Source organism: Azospirillum terrae (assembly GCF_053470425.1).
Map to the genome: position 1 here is coordinate 281,418 of NZ_JBPXMR010000001.1, position 15,796 is coordinate 297,213.

The following is a 15,796-nucleotide window of genomic DNA, read 5'->3' on the forward strand; positions in this document are numbered from 1 at the left end:
CCGTTCAGCGGTTTACGTTGCCTAAATGCAGGGTGCAGCCACTCCCGCGGGTGCCGTGGCGGAGTGGGCTGTCGGCAGAGACGGTCAGGATTCGGGAGCGATGCGGAACTTCTTTCGAAAGCGGCGCGCCGCCGGAGCGGACGAAGACTTCAACAGCAGCGGCCCGATGGGCGGCGGTTCGACGGGGCAGGGGGCTCCTCCAGGCGACGCCGCGGGACGCCCTCCCGTCGCCATGGGAGGGCCGCCACGGCTGCGCACCGTCCAGGGTATGGCCGATCCGTCGCGGGCCGGGCTGACCCCGGCACAGCGCGGCCGGCTGTTCCCGGACGCTGCGGCGCCGTCCGGCGACGAAGCTGAGTTGCCGCGCTTCACCATGCCGGTGAACACCGGCCTGCGTGGGCCGCGCGGCACGGCGCCGGCGCTGCTGACCGGGATGACGCCGGAGATGAACGGCCGGCTTCGCGAAGCCTTCACGCCGACGCGGCCGAAGCAGGCGCTGAACGGTTTGTTCATCGGCCGCACCGCTGCGCTGAAGCGGATCATCTCGGCGGTCGAGGAGGAGCGGGCGCACGTTATCCTGTTCGGCGATCGCGGCCGCGGCAAGACCTCGGTCGCCAACGCCATCGAGCAGGTTGCGGCGCAGGCCGGCTATCTGGCGCTGAAGCTCACGTGCAGCGCCGAGCTGAGCTTCGAGGACAGCTTCCGCCATTTCCTGCGGCGCATTCCGTCCACCTATTACCGCTCGGGCATGGACAACCCGTTCGCTGCGCGCCGCACCTTCAACAGCTTCAACGAGCTGCTGCCCGAGGGCAACTTCAGCGTCACCGAGCTGAACGAAGTGCTGGCCGGCATCTACGGCACGCACGCGCTGCTGATCCTCGACGAGTACGACCGCATTACCGATGAGGATTTCCGCAACAAGCTGGCGGAGATGCTGAAGAACCTCACCGACAGCTCCATCGCCGTGACGCTGCTGATCGTCGGCGTGGCGGAGAACCTGGACCAGCTGCTTGGCAAGCACCCGTCGATCCAGCGCTCGCTGGTGCCGGTCCACCTTCCGCTGATGACCGACAAGGAGATCGAGCGGCTGATCAGCGCCGGTGCCGAGAACGCGGGCATCAGCTTCGCGCCCGAGGTGGTGCGCCGCGTCGCCGACTTCGCGCGTGGCCTGCCGTACTACGCGCAACTGCTGGGGCTGCATGCGGCGCGCAGCGCGGTCAGCCGCGGTTCGACCACTGTGGAGCGCAGCGACCTCGCCTACGCGGTCAGCCGGTGCTTGCAGGAGGCCGAGCGCGGCATTGTCGATTCGTACAACCGGATGCTGGCCGGCGCGCGGCGCGGTGAGCTGGAAGACGTGCTGCACGCCGCCGCCCTGTGCCCGGCCGACGAGTATGGCGTCTTCGACCCCTCCGAGCTGACCGGGCCGGACGGCCGGCCGGCGTTCAACGACCTCGACGATCTGCTGGCCCGCCTCACCGCCGAGGATCATGGCGCTGTGCTGGCGCCGGTGCCGGAGCCGGGTCGGTTTCGCTACCGCTTCCGCAACCAGATGATGCGGCAATACGTGCTGATGCGGCTCGCCCACGAGCGCGGGCAGATCTGACGCCGCCGGTTCATCCCAAGCCCTCCCCGATCTGCCGGTCGGGGAGGGCTTTTTCGTGCTTCACCGGTTGCCGAAAATCATGGCCGCGACCACTGCCGCGGCGATGGCACCGATGATCCCGGCGACGATGGCCAGACTCCACAGAAACTGGCGGAACTCGCCCTGTTTCCAGGCGCTGCGCGCCAGCAGGAGCAGGTACGCCAACGCCGCCAGACCGGCAATTTCCCAGACCGACACGCGGACACTCCAAAGGGGTAGGGGGCGATCACGGCTGCCCCTATAGCACAGCTTGGGACGCTCGCCGGCATACGACCAAGGCAATACAGGCTTGGGCTTGACCGGGTGCTCCGGCGGCCTCGGCGGGGGTGTGCCCCGACGCGTTCTGCGTACTCCATTGCAACCCAGGGCAAGGCAGGTGCAACTCCGGTGCGTACAGGCATCTGAAAGTTCTCACTGTGTCACCGATCGCGCTCAAATTCGTGGTAGTGTAGCTAAATATTGTTGGCGTGAAAGTGGTGCCATAGCCTTTTAAAAGTCATTCAAGCACACCAAATTCGAAGGTGGCTTTGCGCATATACCCAATGCGTTCTTCCGTTAATACCTCAGAGTGGTACCGTTCTTCACGACACAGGGGTATCTTCACCCAAAATATCGGCACAAAGATGCCATCGGTATGGCGCGGTTGGGAGACCTGCGCGTTGCGGAGACCGACGAGATTACCAGCGGAGTCTTGCGCATTTATCCGAACATCGCGGGAGCTGACAATGGAACCAGTTCGAGCCTTTCTGATCGATTCCAACAAGCTCTTCCGGGAGGGGCTGAAGCGCCTGCTGGATGATTCGCCTTTCCAGATCGTCGCCGAAGCGGGAAACCTGCGCGAGGCGGTCTCCACCGTCGAAGGCGGCATGCGCCCGCAGCTGATCCTGCTCGATCTGGTGAACGGCGGCGAGGAAGAGGCCGAAGGCATGCGCCGCCTGCGCGCCAACCTTCCGGACGCCCGCATGGTCATCCTGACCAGCGACCTGTGCACCCGCCGTCTGGCCAACGCGCTGGAGGCCGGGGCCGATGGCTATCTGATGAAGGATCTCTCGTCTGACGCGCTGGCGCAGTCGCTGCGCTTGGTGATGATGGGCGAAAAGGTGTTCCCCACGCACCTCGCGGCGCTGCTCATCAGCGGCCGGGTGAACGGCAACGGCACCGACATGCCGGTGTCGCGCAAGGGGCTGTCGCAGCGTGAAGTGCAGATCCTGCGCTGCCTGCTGAACGGCGATTCGAACAAAATGATCGCCAACCACCTCAACATCACCGAGGCGACGGTGAAGGTCCACCTCAAGAGCCTGCTGCGCAAGATCAACGCCTCGAACCGCACGCAGGCCGCCATCTGGGCGCTGAACAACGGCATCGGCGGCGAACTTGCCGGCGCGGTGCCCGCCACCGGAGCGACGGCCGCGCACCAGTAGGAACCGGTCCACACGGCGCGGTCGCCGCAGCATCGCTGCGGCGACGGCCGGACCGGACACACCCAAGCAGACGACCGGGAGCCCCGACCTGGGACCTAGGCCGAACGGCTGACGGGCTGGTGGTGATGAGGCTGCGCGAGCGGCGGCACCATGCCGTCGCGGGCCGATTGCAGCGCACTCTGCTGCCGCGCGGCGAAGACGCCGGCTTCCGTGCGGTTGCGGAAATGCAGCTTCGACAGGACGCTGCGCACCATGGACTTGATCACCGCCTCCGACAGGTCGAGCTGGTTGGCGATGGTGCGGTTGTTGAGGCCCTGGCCGAGCAGGCGAAGCGTCTCGAACTCCGGCTCCGACAGGCGGGGCAGGAGGGTCAGGCGGATTTCGTCGACGCCGAGGCGCGAAAGGAACTGCTTGGGCATCAGGCAATGCCCCTCCAGCCCCAGATCGAGCAACTCGTTGATGCGGTCGACGTTGATGTCCTCGAACACCCAGGCGTCGGCGAAGGCCAGGATGTGCGCCGCGTCGAGCAGTTCGCGCGACGACAGGACGACGACGATGCGCGAGCGCCGCGACAGCCGCAGATAGACCATCGGCTCGTTCTCGCGGAGCGCCGTGAACTGCTGCAAGCCGATCAGGATGGCGTCCGGCGTGAGCGTGCTCTGCGTCAGCTCGCTCAGGTCATGGAACACGGTGATCCGATGGCGTCCGGCCCGTTCCAGCGCCTGCACGACGGTATCGGTCAGACCGGTATTGTCGAGGATCAGGCAGACGTGCATGGGGCTCACCGCGTTGCGGGTCGATGGCGATGCTCTCTCGGGCGCGTACTCATGGGTCGTGTGCATGGGTCAGCTCTGGCTCTTTTTTCTGTGGGCATCCACGGCCGGCCCGTTTCGGGGCTCCGCTGCTTGTTGGGTCACCTTCCGCGTCTGGGGTAGCGAAATCGCCTTAAGCGTCCATCACTTTTCGGCAAAGCCAAACTAAATTCTGCAAAGAAACTTGACAGTGTCTTGTCGATCTTATAAATTATGCTCCTCCCCTGTAAATCAAACGATAGCTTATCATTCGAGTTCGTCAAGCCGAGCTTATTGGCGACGAACGATCTCCTCGTGATAACACTTCCGTATCACAGAAGCGCGAAAGAGCGTCGCGCGCCGTGCGTCGGGTAAAGCATTGATCTGTGCGACGGTACACCCGGTGCTGCCGGTTGGTCCATGCCGTTCTTTGAATTCTGCATGCGTATTGCGAATTCAGAAAACTTGTCGCCCGCATTACGTGAATCGTAAGTAGAACCCCAGCGTTTTGTCGTTACGGAGACGCGCGGTGCTGCCGCGCCACGGGCTGTCGCTCCTGACTTTTGGCAGAGCCTACTCCATTCGGAAGGGGCAGTGTGCGGTGCACGCTCGGTTCGCGATGCCGAAGGTCAACTCTATGACCGCAAAGGTTCTATGGCACTTGTGGATATGTTTAGACACCATCGATTGTGGTACCTGTCTCTGCGCGCCGGCCGATACTGTCGGGTGATGCGCCTCCTCCTTCGGTGTGGGAAGGAGGTCTGAACGAATTCGTCCGGCCGCGCAGGCCAGACCAACGAGGGGTGGACGGGAACATGAAGATCTTGATCGGTGACGACCATCTGTTGTTCCGCGAGGGACTGCGCCGTCTGCTCGAGCAGCTGCACGCCGACGCCACCTTCACCGAGGCCGGCACCTTCGGCGAGCTGATGGAGCACTGCCGTTCCGGCGGAGGCTTCGACGTCGTCCTGATGGACCTGCACATGCCCGGCTGGCCGGGTTTCGAAGGGATGCGTGAGGTGCACATGCTCCTGCCCGGCACGCCGGTCGTGGTGATCTCCGCCTCCGAGGCGTTGAGCGACATCCGCGGCGCGCTCGATGCCGGCGCTACCGGCTACATCCCGAAGTCCAGCAGCGTCAAGGTCATGATGGGCGCGCTGAATCTGGTGTTCTCGGGCGGCATCTACGTCCCGCCCGGCGCCATCAACTTCGGTGCCGACATCGCCCCGCGGCGCCGTGGTCCCGAAGGGTTGAGCGAGCGCGCCGGCAACTACGGCCTGACGCAGCGCCAGCGCGAAGTGCTCGACTGCCTACGCGCCGGCAAGTCGAACAAACAGATCGCCTACGAACTGGGCCTGTCCGAGGGCACGGTGAAGATCCACGTCACGGCGATCTTCAAGTCGCTCGGCGTCAAGAACCGCACCCAGGCCGTCATCGCCGCCGCCGCGATGGCCTCCTGATCGGAATCACCGGCAGGGCGACACCAAGGGCACGAGGGGGGCGCCCCCCTTCGTGCCCTTGGTGTTTGCGCGTCTCCACCACGCACCAGTTCCGCAGCCGTAAGTAACGTTGCTCGCCTGTAACCAACTTCTTCTTCATCGCTGCAAGAAATGCCCCTACCATCGCGGGCACAATAATGGCTCTCGGAATACATCCGTGTGCAATCGGCGGAGTGGGGAAAGCATGGAAGCGAGAAATCTGGTTCTGGCTGCGACCTTCGCGGCTTCGGTGGTGGCGGTGTCCGGCGTCGCGGCGGCGCAGACGGCCTCGGTCAACCTCGGCAGCGAGGCACGCGTCAAGGCGCTGTACTCCTATCCCAACAACTGCGCGGACGCGTCGGTCTGCACCACGCCGTCGCTGGACGAGACAATCGCGCAATACCTGGAGCAGAGCCTGACGCGGGACGGCTACGCCGACTCCACGGTCGTCGTGCGGCGCACCAAGGGCGGGACCTACTCCGCGACCTTCACCGGGGCCGCGGCCAAGACTTACCCGAAGGCGATCCGGGAGTTCCTGGCGGCCGGCGACATGGCGCTCGCCGACGCGCGCACCGTGGCCTCCACCAAGACGGCGGCGGGCAACAGCGGCAACTGGCCGTACGGCTGGCGCTTTTTCCTGCCGGTCGGCCTCGCCATGGTGAACCACCCGACGGTGGAACTGCTGCACTTCCCGCCCGACTACTCGCTGACCGAGAAGCAGGACTACCTGAATTCCGCCACGACGAATCGCTGGGCCAACCTGCTGACCGTCAACGGCGTGGCGGCATCGGCGGTGGACGCCTATCAGGCGATCGTCGACATCAACCCCATCGCCGCGCCGGCCAACGACGGCAAGAAGTTCGACGCCATCGAGGGCGCGTTCTCCGACTACATCATCACCATGCTGAACCAGTGGACCGCCAACGCGGCGACGCCCGGCCGCGGCAAGGCCATGGTGGCCTTCGGCTCGCCGGTGCGGGTGTGGCTGGCCAAGCTCCTCGGTCATGAACTGGCGGTGGATCAGGTGGCGATGCTCGCCCTTCCGTCCGGCACGGTCGTGCCGGTGATCGGCGCCAACCATCCGAGCCAGATCTTCTACACCGCCTGGAACGACACCGATCCCAAGACGGAGAACTTCCCGAAGGGCATGCAGGTGATGACGCAGGACCTGATCGCCGCTTGCTGGCAGGCCGGCATGGGCAAGGCGCCCGGCTCGGACCCGCAGAAGATGGTGAGCGACTGCACGACGCAATGGCAGACCAACACCGAGCAGGTCTGCATGCTGCTGGAGACGACGATCTACAACCAGACGCCGGAGCAGGCGAAGCCGATCTGCGCGGCGCTGCCGCCCACCGCCCTGGGCCGCGATGGCGACGTCAAGGCGGCGGTGCTGCTCGCGGACTGACCGGCGAAGGGGCTGAACACCGGCCGGGGGGCGCTCCGGCCGGTTTTCGGGCGTCGCCGGCACGGTGCCGGCGTGACCGGTGCGGTGCGTCCTTGACCGGGCGCGCCCGCCTCTGCTATCCGGCCCCATTAAGACTCCGTTCCGGGCGTCCCGCCGGGACGCGCAGCCGGATTCCCCACGAGGACGCCGTCGAGGCCCATGAGCGACATTTTCCAGGAAGTCGACGAGGATCTGCGCCGCGACCGCACGACGCAGTTCATGAAGCGCTATGGCGGCCTGTTCGGTGCCGTGCTGGTGCTGCTCGTCGCCGCGACCGCCGGCTATCAGGCGTGGACCGGCTGGCAGAAGTCTCAGCGCGAGGCGGAAACCGGCCGGCTGGTCAGCGCTCTGTCGCAGACCGCCGCCAGCCCGCAGAAGGGCATCGAGGCGCTCTCGTCCTACGCCGGCAAGGCGCCAGCCAACCTCGCCGTGCTGGCCCGCCTGAACGAGGCGGCGCTGCGCGGCGGCGAGGGCAAGACAGCCGAGGCGGTGGCGGTCTACGACTCCGTAGCCGCCGACACCGCGGCCGACGGCATGTATCGCGATCTGGCGACGCTGCTCTCGGTCATGCACCAGCTCGGCGGCGGCGACGCGGCACAGCTCCAGGCGCGGCTCCAGCCACTGACGCTGGACGCCAGCCCGTGGCGCTTCTCAGCGCGTGAGATGACGGCGCTGCTCGCCGCCCGCGCCGGCGACCGCCAGCGTGCCCGCACCCTGTTCCAGCAACTCGCGGACGATTCGCTGGCTCCCTCGGGCGTGCGCTCGCGGGCTGCCGACCTCGCCGCCCTTTACGGCAAGAGCTGAGCTGATGACCCGCACCGCCCCCCGCACCAACACCCGCCGCGCAGCCCTTCTCTCCGCCTCTCTGCTCGGCCTGATGCTGGCGGGCTGCGACACCGTCGGCGACTGGTTCAGCAAGACCCCGCCGCCGCCGCTCAAGGGCGAGCGCGTCGCCATCCTGGTCGGCGAGCGCAAGATCGAGCCGGACCAGCAGTTGGCTGGCCAGCCGGTGGTGCTGCCGGCGCCGCAGGTCAACGAGGCGTGGCCGCAGGCTGGCGGCAACCCCGACCATTCCATGGGCCACCCGGCGCTGGGCGCCTCGCCGACGCAGGCGTGGAGCGTCAGCATCGGCAGCGGCTCCAGCGACTCCGAGGTGCTGCTGAGCACGCCCGTGGTGGCGCAGGGCCGCATCTACGCCATGGACGCCGAGGCGCATGTGTCAGCGCTGGAGGCGGCCACCGGCCGCCAGCTCTGGCGCGTCGATTTGCGACCGGAGAAGCGCCGCGGCGAATCCAAGGGCGGCGGCGTCGCCTTCGCCGATGGGCGGCTGTTCGTCTCCACCGGCTATGCCGAGGTGATGGCGCTCGACCCGTCCAACGGCGCGATCGCGTGGCGCAAGCACGTTTCCGGCCCGGTGCGCGGCGCGCCCACGGTGGTGGGTGGCAACGTCCTCGTGCTGACGCTTGACAACCAGACCGTCGCGCTCTCCGCGGCCGATGGGGCGGTGAAGTGGAATCACGCCGGCATTCTGGAAAGCGCCGGCCTGCTGGGCGCCGCCAGTCCGGCCGCCAGCGGCACTCTGGTGGTGGTGCCCTATTCCTCGGGCGAGCTGTTCGGGCTGCGCAACGAGAACGGCCGCGTCGCGTGGCAGGACAGCTTGGCGGCGATTCGCCGCGGCGGTGCGCTGAGCGGGATTGCGGACATCCGCGGCCTGCCGGTGATCGACCGTGGGCAGGTCTTCGCCATCGGCCATTCCGGCCGCATCGTGGCGCTGGACGAGCGCATGGGTGCCCGCCTGTGGGAGGCCGAGATCGGCGGCGTGCAGACGCCGTGGCTGGCCGGTGACTATCTGTTCGTCGTCGACAACGACAGCGAAGTGGTGGCGCTGACCCGCAAGGCCGGCCGCGTCCGCTGGGTCAGCCAGCTGGAAAAGCGCAAGGACCCGAAGGATGCCAAGTCGGCGCTGATCTCCTGGGCTGGTCCGGTGCTGGCCGGGGGCAAGCTGTGGCTCGCCGGTTCGCACGGCGTGCTGGTGACGCTCGACCCGGCGAGCGGGGCGGAACTCGGCCGCAGCAAGCTGCCGGGCGCCACCTACTTGCCGCCGGTCGTGGCCAACAACACCCTTTATGTGTTGAGCGACAACGGGACGCTCGTCGCGTACCGTTGAACAGCCATTCAGGGATCTCCGTTCTCATGTCGTTCACCGTCGCCATCGTCGGCCGCCCCAACGTGGGCAAATCGACGCTCTTCAACCGTCTGGCCGGCAAGAAACTGGCGTTGGTCGACGACACGCCGGGCGTGACGCGCGACTGGCGCTCGGCCGACGGCCATGTCGGCGGGCTGTCCTTCACCATCGTCGACACCGCCGGGCTTGAGGACGTCACCGACGACAGCCTGGAGGCGCGCATGCGCCGCCAGACCGAGCAGGCGCTGCAACGCGCCGACGTGACGCTGTTCCTGATCGACGCGCGCGCCGGTGTGACGCCGCTCGACCGCCACTTCGCCACGCTGCTGCGCAAGTCGAAGACGCCGGTGATCCTGGTCGCCAACAAAGCGGAAGGGAAGGCCGGCATGCCCGGCCTGTTCGAGGCGTTCGAGCTGGGCCTGGGCGACCCGGTGCCGCTGTCCGCCGAGCACGGCGAAGGCATGGCCGACCTCGTCGAGGCGCTGATGCCTTACGCCCCCAAGGATCAGACGGAGCCCGCCCCGCGCCGGCCCCGCGAGGCCAGAAAGGCCATCGAGGCCAGGAAGGCCGAGGAGGAGATCGAGGGCATCGGCGACCTGCCGGAGCCGGAGGAGGAGCGCGCCAAGCCGATCCAGGTAGCCATCGTCGGCCGCCCGAACGTCGGCAAGTCCACCCTGCTCAACAGCCTGATCGGCGAGGACCGCGTGCTGACCGGCCCGGAGGCCGGCATGACTCGCGACGCCATTTCGGTGGACTGGACGTGGCGCGGCCGTGCCTTCCGTCTGGTGGACACCGCCGGCATCCGCCGCCGCGCCCGCGTCGAGGAGAAGGTGGAAAAGCTGGCGGTCGCCGACGCGCTGCGCGTCGTGCGCATGGCGCAGCTGGTGGTGCTGGTGGTGGACGCCGACCAGATTCTCGACAAGCAGGATTTGACCATCGCCCGCACGGTGATCGACGAGGGCCGCGCGCTGGTCCTGGCGATCAACAAGTGGGACGCAGTGGACAACCGCGCCCTGGCGTTGAAGGAGGTCGAGGACAAGCTGCAAGCCTCGCTGGCGCAGGCCAAGGGCGTGCAGGTGGTGACCATCTCGGCGCTGAAGCGGCAGAAGCTCGACACGCTGCTCGACGCGGTGCTGGAGACGTACGAGGTGTGGAACCGCCGCGTTCCGACCTCGCAGATCAACCGCTGGCTCACGGCCATGCTGGAGCACCACCCGCCGCCCCTGGTGGAGGGCCGCCGCCTGAAGATCCGCTACATGACGCAGGTGAAGACCCGGCCGCCGACCTTCGCGCTGTTCGTCAACAAGCCGATGGATTTGCCCGAGGCCTACCAGCGCTATCTGGTGGCGAGCCTGCGCGAAACCTTCGACATCCCCGGCGTGCCGGTGCGGCTGGTGCTGCGCAAGCGCAAGAACCCGTTCGCGACTGACTGAGGCCGCTCCTCCGGGAATGCTTCGAATTTCGAACGAAACCGTCCGCAAAGCGATATCGATCTCCAAGTAAATCGAAGTCTCCGTTGAAGTGTTTCCTTGTATTTATTTGGTCATGGAAATCACTCTATTGCGCCATCCTCTGCGCGGGCGTATCCTGGCAAAAGTTCGCCGAGTACGCCCGCCCGCTTTTCGCAATCAAGGCCGGACGATGACCGGCGGAAGGCGCGGTGGATGGAGGTTGGCATGCTGCGGCGGATCGTCCGATACCTGACCGGGCCGGGGGCTGGAGCGGGAGCGCGGCTTCGGGACGACGAATCCGGGGCGATGATGATCATCGTCGCGCTGATGATGACGTTGCTGATGAGCCTGCTGGCGGTCGGCATCGAGGTCGGCTCTTGGTACATGACGCGGCGCAACCTGCAAACCGCGGCCGACGCCGCCGCCATCGCCGGCGCGCTGGAAGAGGCGCGCGGTACCGCCGCCCGCGTCACCTCAGCCGCCACCCTGGAGGCGACGCGCAACGGCGCGGTGTCGGCCTCGGACGTCATCCTCATCCATTCCCCGCCGACCAGCGGCGCCTACGCAGGCAATTCGCAGGCGGTCGAGGCGATCATCACCCGGCCGCAGGGGCGCCTGTTCTCGGCCGTACTGGCCAGCGGCACGGTGCCGATCTCCGCCCGTGCGGTCGCCCGTGTGCGGACGGTCGGGCAGGCCTGCGTGCTGGCGCTGGACACGTCGGCGTCCGGCGCCATCACCGGGCAGGGCAGTTCCACGCTCAACATGCAGGGCTGCACCCTGGCCGCCAACTCCACCGACAGCGCCGCCATCAAGATGAGCGGCAGCAGCAGCATCGCCGCACAGGGGCTGTGGACGGCCGGCGGCACCAGCCTCGGCGGTTCGTCCAACCTGAATTTCACAGAGCCGCCGGTGACTTATGCCTGGCCGCTGGCGGACCCATACGCCAGCTTGGGCACCCCGCAGACGGGAAGTTGCACGAAGACGACCAAGACGCAGACCACCTACTCGCCGGGCACCTACTGTTCCACATTCCCGCCGAACAACGGCGCGGCGGTCCTCAATCCCGGCGTTTATGTCCTCGACGGCGCCAGTCTCAGCATCAACGCGCAGCAGCAGGTGAGCTGCAACTGCACACACCCCGGCGACGGCGTGACCTTCGTCCTGACCAGCCACGCCAACGCCAGCCAGATCGGCACGGTGTCCATCAACGGCGGTGCAAGCGTGCATCTGAACGCCCCGAGCGGAGCGAGTGCCATGTATCCGGGTATCCTCATCTACCAGGACCGGCGGGCGCCATCCGGCGGCACCAACACCATAAACGGCGGTTCCGGCATTGTGATGAACGGCGCCTTCTATTTTCCGTCGCAACAGGTAAAGTGGAACGGCAACAACACGACGTCGGGCAGTTCCACCTGCATCGAGATCGTCGCGAAGACGGTGGATTTCTCCGGCAACTCGGCGCTGGACAACAGCGGGTGTTCGGCGCTGGGGGTGAAGCCGGTTCTCACCACCGCGGCGACGCTCGGAGAGTGAGGGGGCGATGGGACAGGGGCGCGGCATGCTTGGGCGACTGGCGGCCAACCGCGACGGCAACGTGGCGGTGGAGTTCGCGCTGCTCCTGCCGCTGCTGATCCTGATCCTTGGCGGGGTGATCGACTTCGGGCGCGCCTTCTACGACCGGATGGCTCTGGAGTCGGCGGCCCGCAGCGCCGTGCAATACGCCCGCCAGAGCCCCAGCGATTCCGCCGGCATCCAGCTCGCGGCGCTGGGCGCCGGTGGCGTGCCGTCGACGGCGACGGTGGACGCGCTGCAGGTGTTCTGCGAATGCCCGGACGGCAGTTCCGTCGGTTGCAACGCGGTGTGCGCCTCGGGCGGGACGGTGCTGCGCTTCCTGTCGGTGACCGTGCGCGAAAATTTCGAGACGATGTTCCCCTATCCCGGCGTGTCGTCGCCGCTGGCGCTTGCCGGCTCCGCGACCATTCGGGTGCAATGAGGGGCGTGGCAATGCGTCCCCGACGCCTCATGCGCGATGAGCGGGGGGCCGTCATGATCGAATTCGCCTTCGCGCTGCCGCTGCTCCTCGCGATCCTGATCGCGATCATCGAGACGGCGACGTTCTTCTGGACGCGCAACACGCTCCAGTTCGCGGCGGAGGAAGGCGCGCGCACCGCCCTGGTCAGCACCAGCGCCACGACGACGGCCGTGAAGGCGGCCGTCGTCGCCAAGCTGAACGGCGCCGCGGTCATGGATTCGTCCAAGGTGACGGTGACCGCGGTGCAGGACACCTACGCTGGTGTGACCTTCATGAAGGTGACGGCGACCTACGCGTGGCCGGCCACCGGCATCACCGGCCTGCTCCCCGTCGACCTCGGGTCGATCAGCGGGCAGGCCCGCGTGCCGATGGTGCAGTAACAATCCTCAGACCGACACCACTTCGCCGTGCAGCGTGCAGGCCGGTTCGGCCAGATCGACGAAGCGGTCGGTGACGTCCTCGGGCGCGGGCAGCGTTTGCGGGTCCTCGCCGGGGAAGGCCTGGACGCGCATCTTGGTGCGCACCACGCCGGGGTCCAGCAGGTTCACCCGCAGGTTCGACTTGGCGATCTCCATGGCGTAGGTCTTCACCATCATCTCCAGCGCCGTCTTGCTGACCGCGTACGGCCCCCAGTACGGATAGGGCGCCTTGGCCGCCCCCGAGGTGACGAAGATCGCCCGCCCCGCGTCCGACGCCCGCAGCAGCCGGTCCATGCTGCGGATCAGCCGGTAGTTGGCGGTGACGTTGGTGTCGAGGATGCGCTGCCACATCTTCGGGTCGAACTGGGCGATGGGGCCCAACGCCTCCAGCGTGCCGGCGTTGCCCACCACGATGTCCAGGCGGCCGAAGCGCTCATAGATGGCGGCGCCCAGCGCATCGATCTGGTCGAACTGGCGCAGGTCCAGCGGCACCAGCGTGGCGCTGTTGCCGGTCGCCTGCTTGATGGCGTCGTCCGTTTCCTCCAGGCCGCCGACGGTGCGGGCGGTGAGGATGACGTGCGCGCCCTCGGCGGCGAAGCGCTTGGCAACGGCGGCGCCGATGCCGCGGGAGGCACCGGTGATCAGGGCGTAGCGGCCGGCGAGACGGGACATGGCTGGGGCTCTGCAATAATCGGGGCAAACAAAACCCGCGTGCGGGGCCGGGGGACGGCCGCCGCACGCGGGCGGGTGGGGTTCGCTCAGGCGCGCAGGACGGCGCGGACGGGGTCCGCCGGGCTGTCCAGCGTGTCGGTCAGCGGGATCGGGTACTCGCCGGTGAAGCAGGCGTCGCAGAACTTCAGCGCCTGCGGATCACGGTGCGTCTCGCCCATGGCGCGGTACAGGCCGTCCAGCGAGATGAAGGCCAGACTGTCGGCCTGGATGAACTCCCGCATTTCTTCCACCGACATGCCGTGCGCCAGCAGTTTCGACTGCTCGGGTGTGTCGATGCCGTAGAAGCACGGGTGCGAGGTCGGCGGGCTGGAGATGCGCATGTGCACCTCCTTGGCGCCGGCCGCGCGCATCATGTCGACGATCTTCTTGGACGTCGTGCCGCGCACGATGGAGTCATCGACCAGGATGACCCGCTTGCCCTCGATCATGTGGCGGTTGGCGTTGTGCTTGAGCTTGACGCCGAGGTGGCGGATCTGGTCGGTCGGCTCGATGAAGGTGCGGCCGACGTAATGGTTGCGGATGATGCCCAGTTCGAACGGGATGCCGCTCTGCGCCGCGTAGCCCAGCGCCGCCGGCACGCCGCTGTCCGGCACCGGCACGATGTAATCGGCGTCGACGCCGGACTCGCGGGCCAGCTCGCGGCCGATGCGCTGACGGGCCTCGTAGACCGAGGTGCCTTCCATGATGCTGTCCGGGCGGGCGAAGTAGATGTACTCGAAGATGCAGAAGCGGCGGCCCTGCGGCTGGAACGGGCGCAGGCTGTGCACGCCGGACTCGTCCAGCACCACCATCTCGCCCGGCTCGACGTCGCGAACGTAGTCGGCGCCGACGATGTCCAGCGCACAGGTCTCGCTGGTAAGGATGTGGGTGTCGCCCAGCTTGCCCAGCACCAGCGGCCGCACGCCCAGCGGGTCGCGAACGCCGATCACCACGCCGCGCGACGCGGCGACCAGCGAGAAGGCGCCCTCGACCTGCCGCACCGCTTCGATCATGCGGTCGACCGGGCTGCCGCCTCGGGCCAGCGCCATGAGGTGGACGATCACCTCGGTGTCGGTGGTGGACTGGAACAGGCAGCCGCGGCGCACCAGCTGGCGGCGCAGCGTCTGCGCGTTGGTCAGGTTGCCGTTGTGGGCCAGCGCGAAGCTGCCGAATTCCAGGTCGGCGCACAGCGGCTGGACGTTGCGCATCGTGGTGTCGCCGGTGGTGGCGTAGCGCACGTGGCCGATGGCCATGTCGCCCTTCAGCCGGCCGATGACGCTTTCCTTCGAGAAATGGTCGCCGACGAGGCCCATCGTGTGCTCGACGCGGAAGTCGCAGTCGTCGAAGCTGGCGATGCCGGCCGCCTCCTGGCCGCGGTGCTGGAGGGCGTGCAGGCCAAGCGCGGTGATCGCCGCGGCCTGGGCATGGGTGTAGATCCCGAAGACGCCGCACTCCTCGCGCAGCTTGTCGTCGTCGAAGGGATGCGTCGTCAGCATCGAAGAATCCTCGTTATGCACGGGCCCGACTCAGCGCGTGTTCTGGATCAAGCGGTCGATCTCGCCGCGATCGCGCTCCTTATAACCGGTATTGGCGGGTGGTGCACCCGTCTTCCCGCCGGCCGGGACCGGCGACGTGAGACGGTCCAGCGCCTCCTTCGCCTCGATCGCCTGACGCGTGCGATCCCGCGCCAGATCTGCCTGAGTCAAACCCTCGGCCCGCAGATTGGCGGGGACGAATTCATAGATCATCCCGGCTCCGGCGGCCATCAGCGGCCGGGTCTTGGCCTGCTGAAGCCACGCCGGCTGCTCGGGCGCGGGCACCAGCCATGAGAAAAAGAGATAGGCGACGGACACCAGAACGCCACCCTTGAACAGCCCGAACAGGAAGCCCAGCGAACGGTCCACCGCCGACAGCGCCGAGTTCTGCACCCCCTTCGAGATCCGCCCGAACAGGATGGTGAGGATCACCAGCGACGTGATGAACAGGCCGGCCGAGGTGATGACGTAGGCCACCATCTCCACCTTCACGTACTTCTGCACGAAGGGCAGAGCGAACGGCAGCGCGTACAGCGCGATCAGCGCCGCACCGGCCCAGGCGGCCAGCGACAGCACCTCGGCCACCATGCCGCGCGTGAACGCCAGCAGCGCCGACAGCAGCAGCACGGCGAAGACCACGCCGTCCGCCGGATTGATCGGGAAATTCTCCATGCTTCGCTATCCTCG

The 15,796-nt window shown here is 67.3% G+C and carries 15 protein-coding genes; 10 read left to right on the forward strand and 5 right to left on the reverse strand.

Annotated elements, in window-relative coordinates; genetic code table 11:
• Window positions 1-100 precede the first annotated feature (100 nt).
• Window positions 101-1,603, forward strand: coding sequence for an nSTAND1 domain-containing NTPase (locus ACSVDD_RS01255; protein WP_448187472.1), 1,503 nt, complete (start codon window positions 101-103; stop codon window positions 1,601-1,603).
• A gap of 60 nt (window positions 1,604-1,663) precedes the next feature.
• Here the strand turns inward: ACSVDD_RS01255 and ACSVDD_RS01260 are convergent, their stop codons facing one another.
• The gene (locus tag ACSVDD_RS01260; protein WP_448187473.1) at window positions 1,664-1,840 is read right to left on the reverse strand and encodes a hypothetical protein; all 177 of its coding nucleotides are present in this window, start codon (window positions 1,838-1,840) and stop codon (window positions 1,664-1,666) included.
• A gap of 527 nt (window positions 1,841-2,367) precedes the next feature.
• Here ACSVDD_RS01260 and ACSVDD_RS01265 point away from each other — a divergent pair.
• Complete coding sequence (locus ACSVDD_RS01265) at window positions 2,368-3,063, forward strand: LuxR C-terminal-related transcriptional regulator (RefSeq protein ID WP_448187474.1); 696 nt, start codon at window positions 2,368-2,370, stop codon at window positions 3,061-3,063.
• Between the two features lie 95 nt (window positions 3,064-3,158).
• On the opposite strand, the gene ACSVDD_RS01270 is transcribed toward ACSVDD_RS01265, so the two are convergent.
• Window positions 3,159-3,905 (reverse strand): response regulator transcription factor, encoded by a 747-nt coding sequence (locus tag ACSVDD_RS01270; RefSeq protein ID WP_448187475.1) that lies wholly within the window; start codon window positions 3,903-3,905, stop codon window positions 3,159-3,161.
• 764 nt (window positions 3,906-4,669) lie between these two features.
• Between ACSVDD_RS01270 and ACSVDD_RS01275 the strand changes: the two genes are divergently transcribed.
• The 8 genes from ACSVDD_RS01275 to ACSVDD_RS01310 all read left to right on the forward strand — a co-directional run bounded on the left by ACSVDD_RS01275 (window position 4,670) and on the right by ACSVDD_RS01310 (window position 12,824).
• Window positions 4,670-5,314 carry a response regulator transcription factor gene (locus ACSVDD_RS01275; protein ID WP_448187476.1) on the forward strand — a complete coding sequence of 215 codons (645 nt, stop codon included), beginning with the start codon at window positions 4,670-4,672 and terminating at the stop codon, window positions 5,312-5,314.
• Between the two features lie 223 nt (window positions 5,315-5,537).
• Entirely contained in the window at window positions 5,538-6,737 is a 1,200-nt protein-coding gene (locus ACSVDD_RS01280; protein ID WP_448187477.1) for a hypothetical protein, read from the forward strand.
• 198 nt (window positions 6,738-6,935) lie between these two features.
• Window positions 6,936-7,580, forward strand: a complete 645-nt coding sequence (locus ACSVDD_RS01285; protein ID WP_448187478.1) for a tetratricopeptide repeat protein — start codon at window positions 6,936-6,938, stop codon at window positions 7,578-7,580.
• A gap of 4 nt (window positions 7,581-7,584) precedes the next feature.
• A complete protein-coding gene (locus ACSVDD_RS01290) occupies window positions 7,585-8,943 on the forward strand; it encodes an outer membrane protein assembly factor BamB family protein (protein ID WP_448187479.1) in 1,359 nt (452 codons plus the stop codon).
• Window positions 8,944-8,969: 26 nt separating this feature from the next.
• The gene (der, locus tag ACSVDD_RS01295) at window positions 8,970-10,394 is read left to right on the forward strand and encodes a ribosome biogenesis GTPase Der (RefSeq protein WP_448187480.1); all 1,425 of its coding nucleotides are present in this window, start codon (window positions 8,970-8,972) and stop codon (window positions 10,392-10,394) included.
• 243 nt (window positions 10,395-10,637) lie between these two features.
• Window positions 10,638-11,945, forward strand: coding sequence for a pilus assembly protein TadG-related protein (locus tag ACSVDD_RS01300; protein WP_448187481.1), 1,308 nt, complete (start codon window positions 10,638-10,640; stop codon window positions 11,943-11,945).
• A 25-nt stretch (window positions 11,946-11,970) separates the two neighbouring features.
• Window positions 11,971-12,405: a TadE/TadG family type IV pilus assembly protein gene (locus ACSVDD_RS01305; protein WP_448187482.1), complete on the forward strand. Its 435-nt coding sequence runs from the start codon at window positions 11,971-11,973 to the stop codon at window positions 12,403-12,405.
• Between the two features lie 53 nt (window positions 12,406-12,458).
• Complete coding sequence (locus ACSVDD_RS01310; RefSeq protein WP_448187483.1) at window positions 12,459-12,824, forward strand: TadE/TadG family type IV pilus assembly protein; 366 nt, start codon at window positions 12,459-12,461, stop codon at window positions 12,822-12,824.
• Between the two features lie 6 nt (window positions 12,825-12,830).
• On the opposite strand, the gene ACSVDD_RS01315 is transcribed toward ACSVDD_RS01310, so the two are convergent.
• From ACSVDD_RS01315 to ACSVDD_RS01325, 3 genes are all read right to left on the reverse strand, one after another.
• On the reverse strand, window positions 12,831-13,535 hold the full coding sequence (locus tag ACSVDD_RS01315) for an SDR family NAD(P)-dependent oxidoreductase (RefSeq protein ID WP_448187484.1): 705 nt from the start codon (window positions 13,533-13,535) through the stop codon (window positions 12,831-12,833).
• 86 nt (window positions 13,536-13,621) lie between these two features.
• Window positions 13,622-15,070 carry an amidophosphoribosyltransferase gene (purF, locus tag ACSVDD_RS01320; RefSeq protein WP_448187485.1) on the reverse strand — a complete coding sequence of 483 codons (1,449 nt, stop codon included), beginning with the start codon at window positions 15,068-15,070 and terminating at the stop codon, window positions 13,622-13,624.
• Between the two features lie 30 nt (window positions 15,071-15,100).
• The gene (locus ACSVDD_RS01325) at window positions 15,101-15,781 is read right to left on the reverse strand and encodes a CvpA family protein (RefSeq protein ID WP_448187486.1); all 681 of its coding nucleotides are present in this window, start codon (window positions 15,779-15,781) and stop codon (window positions 15,101-15,103) included.
• Window positions 15,782-15,796: the final 15 nt, after the last annotated feature.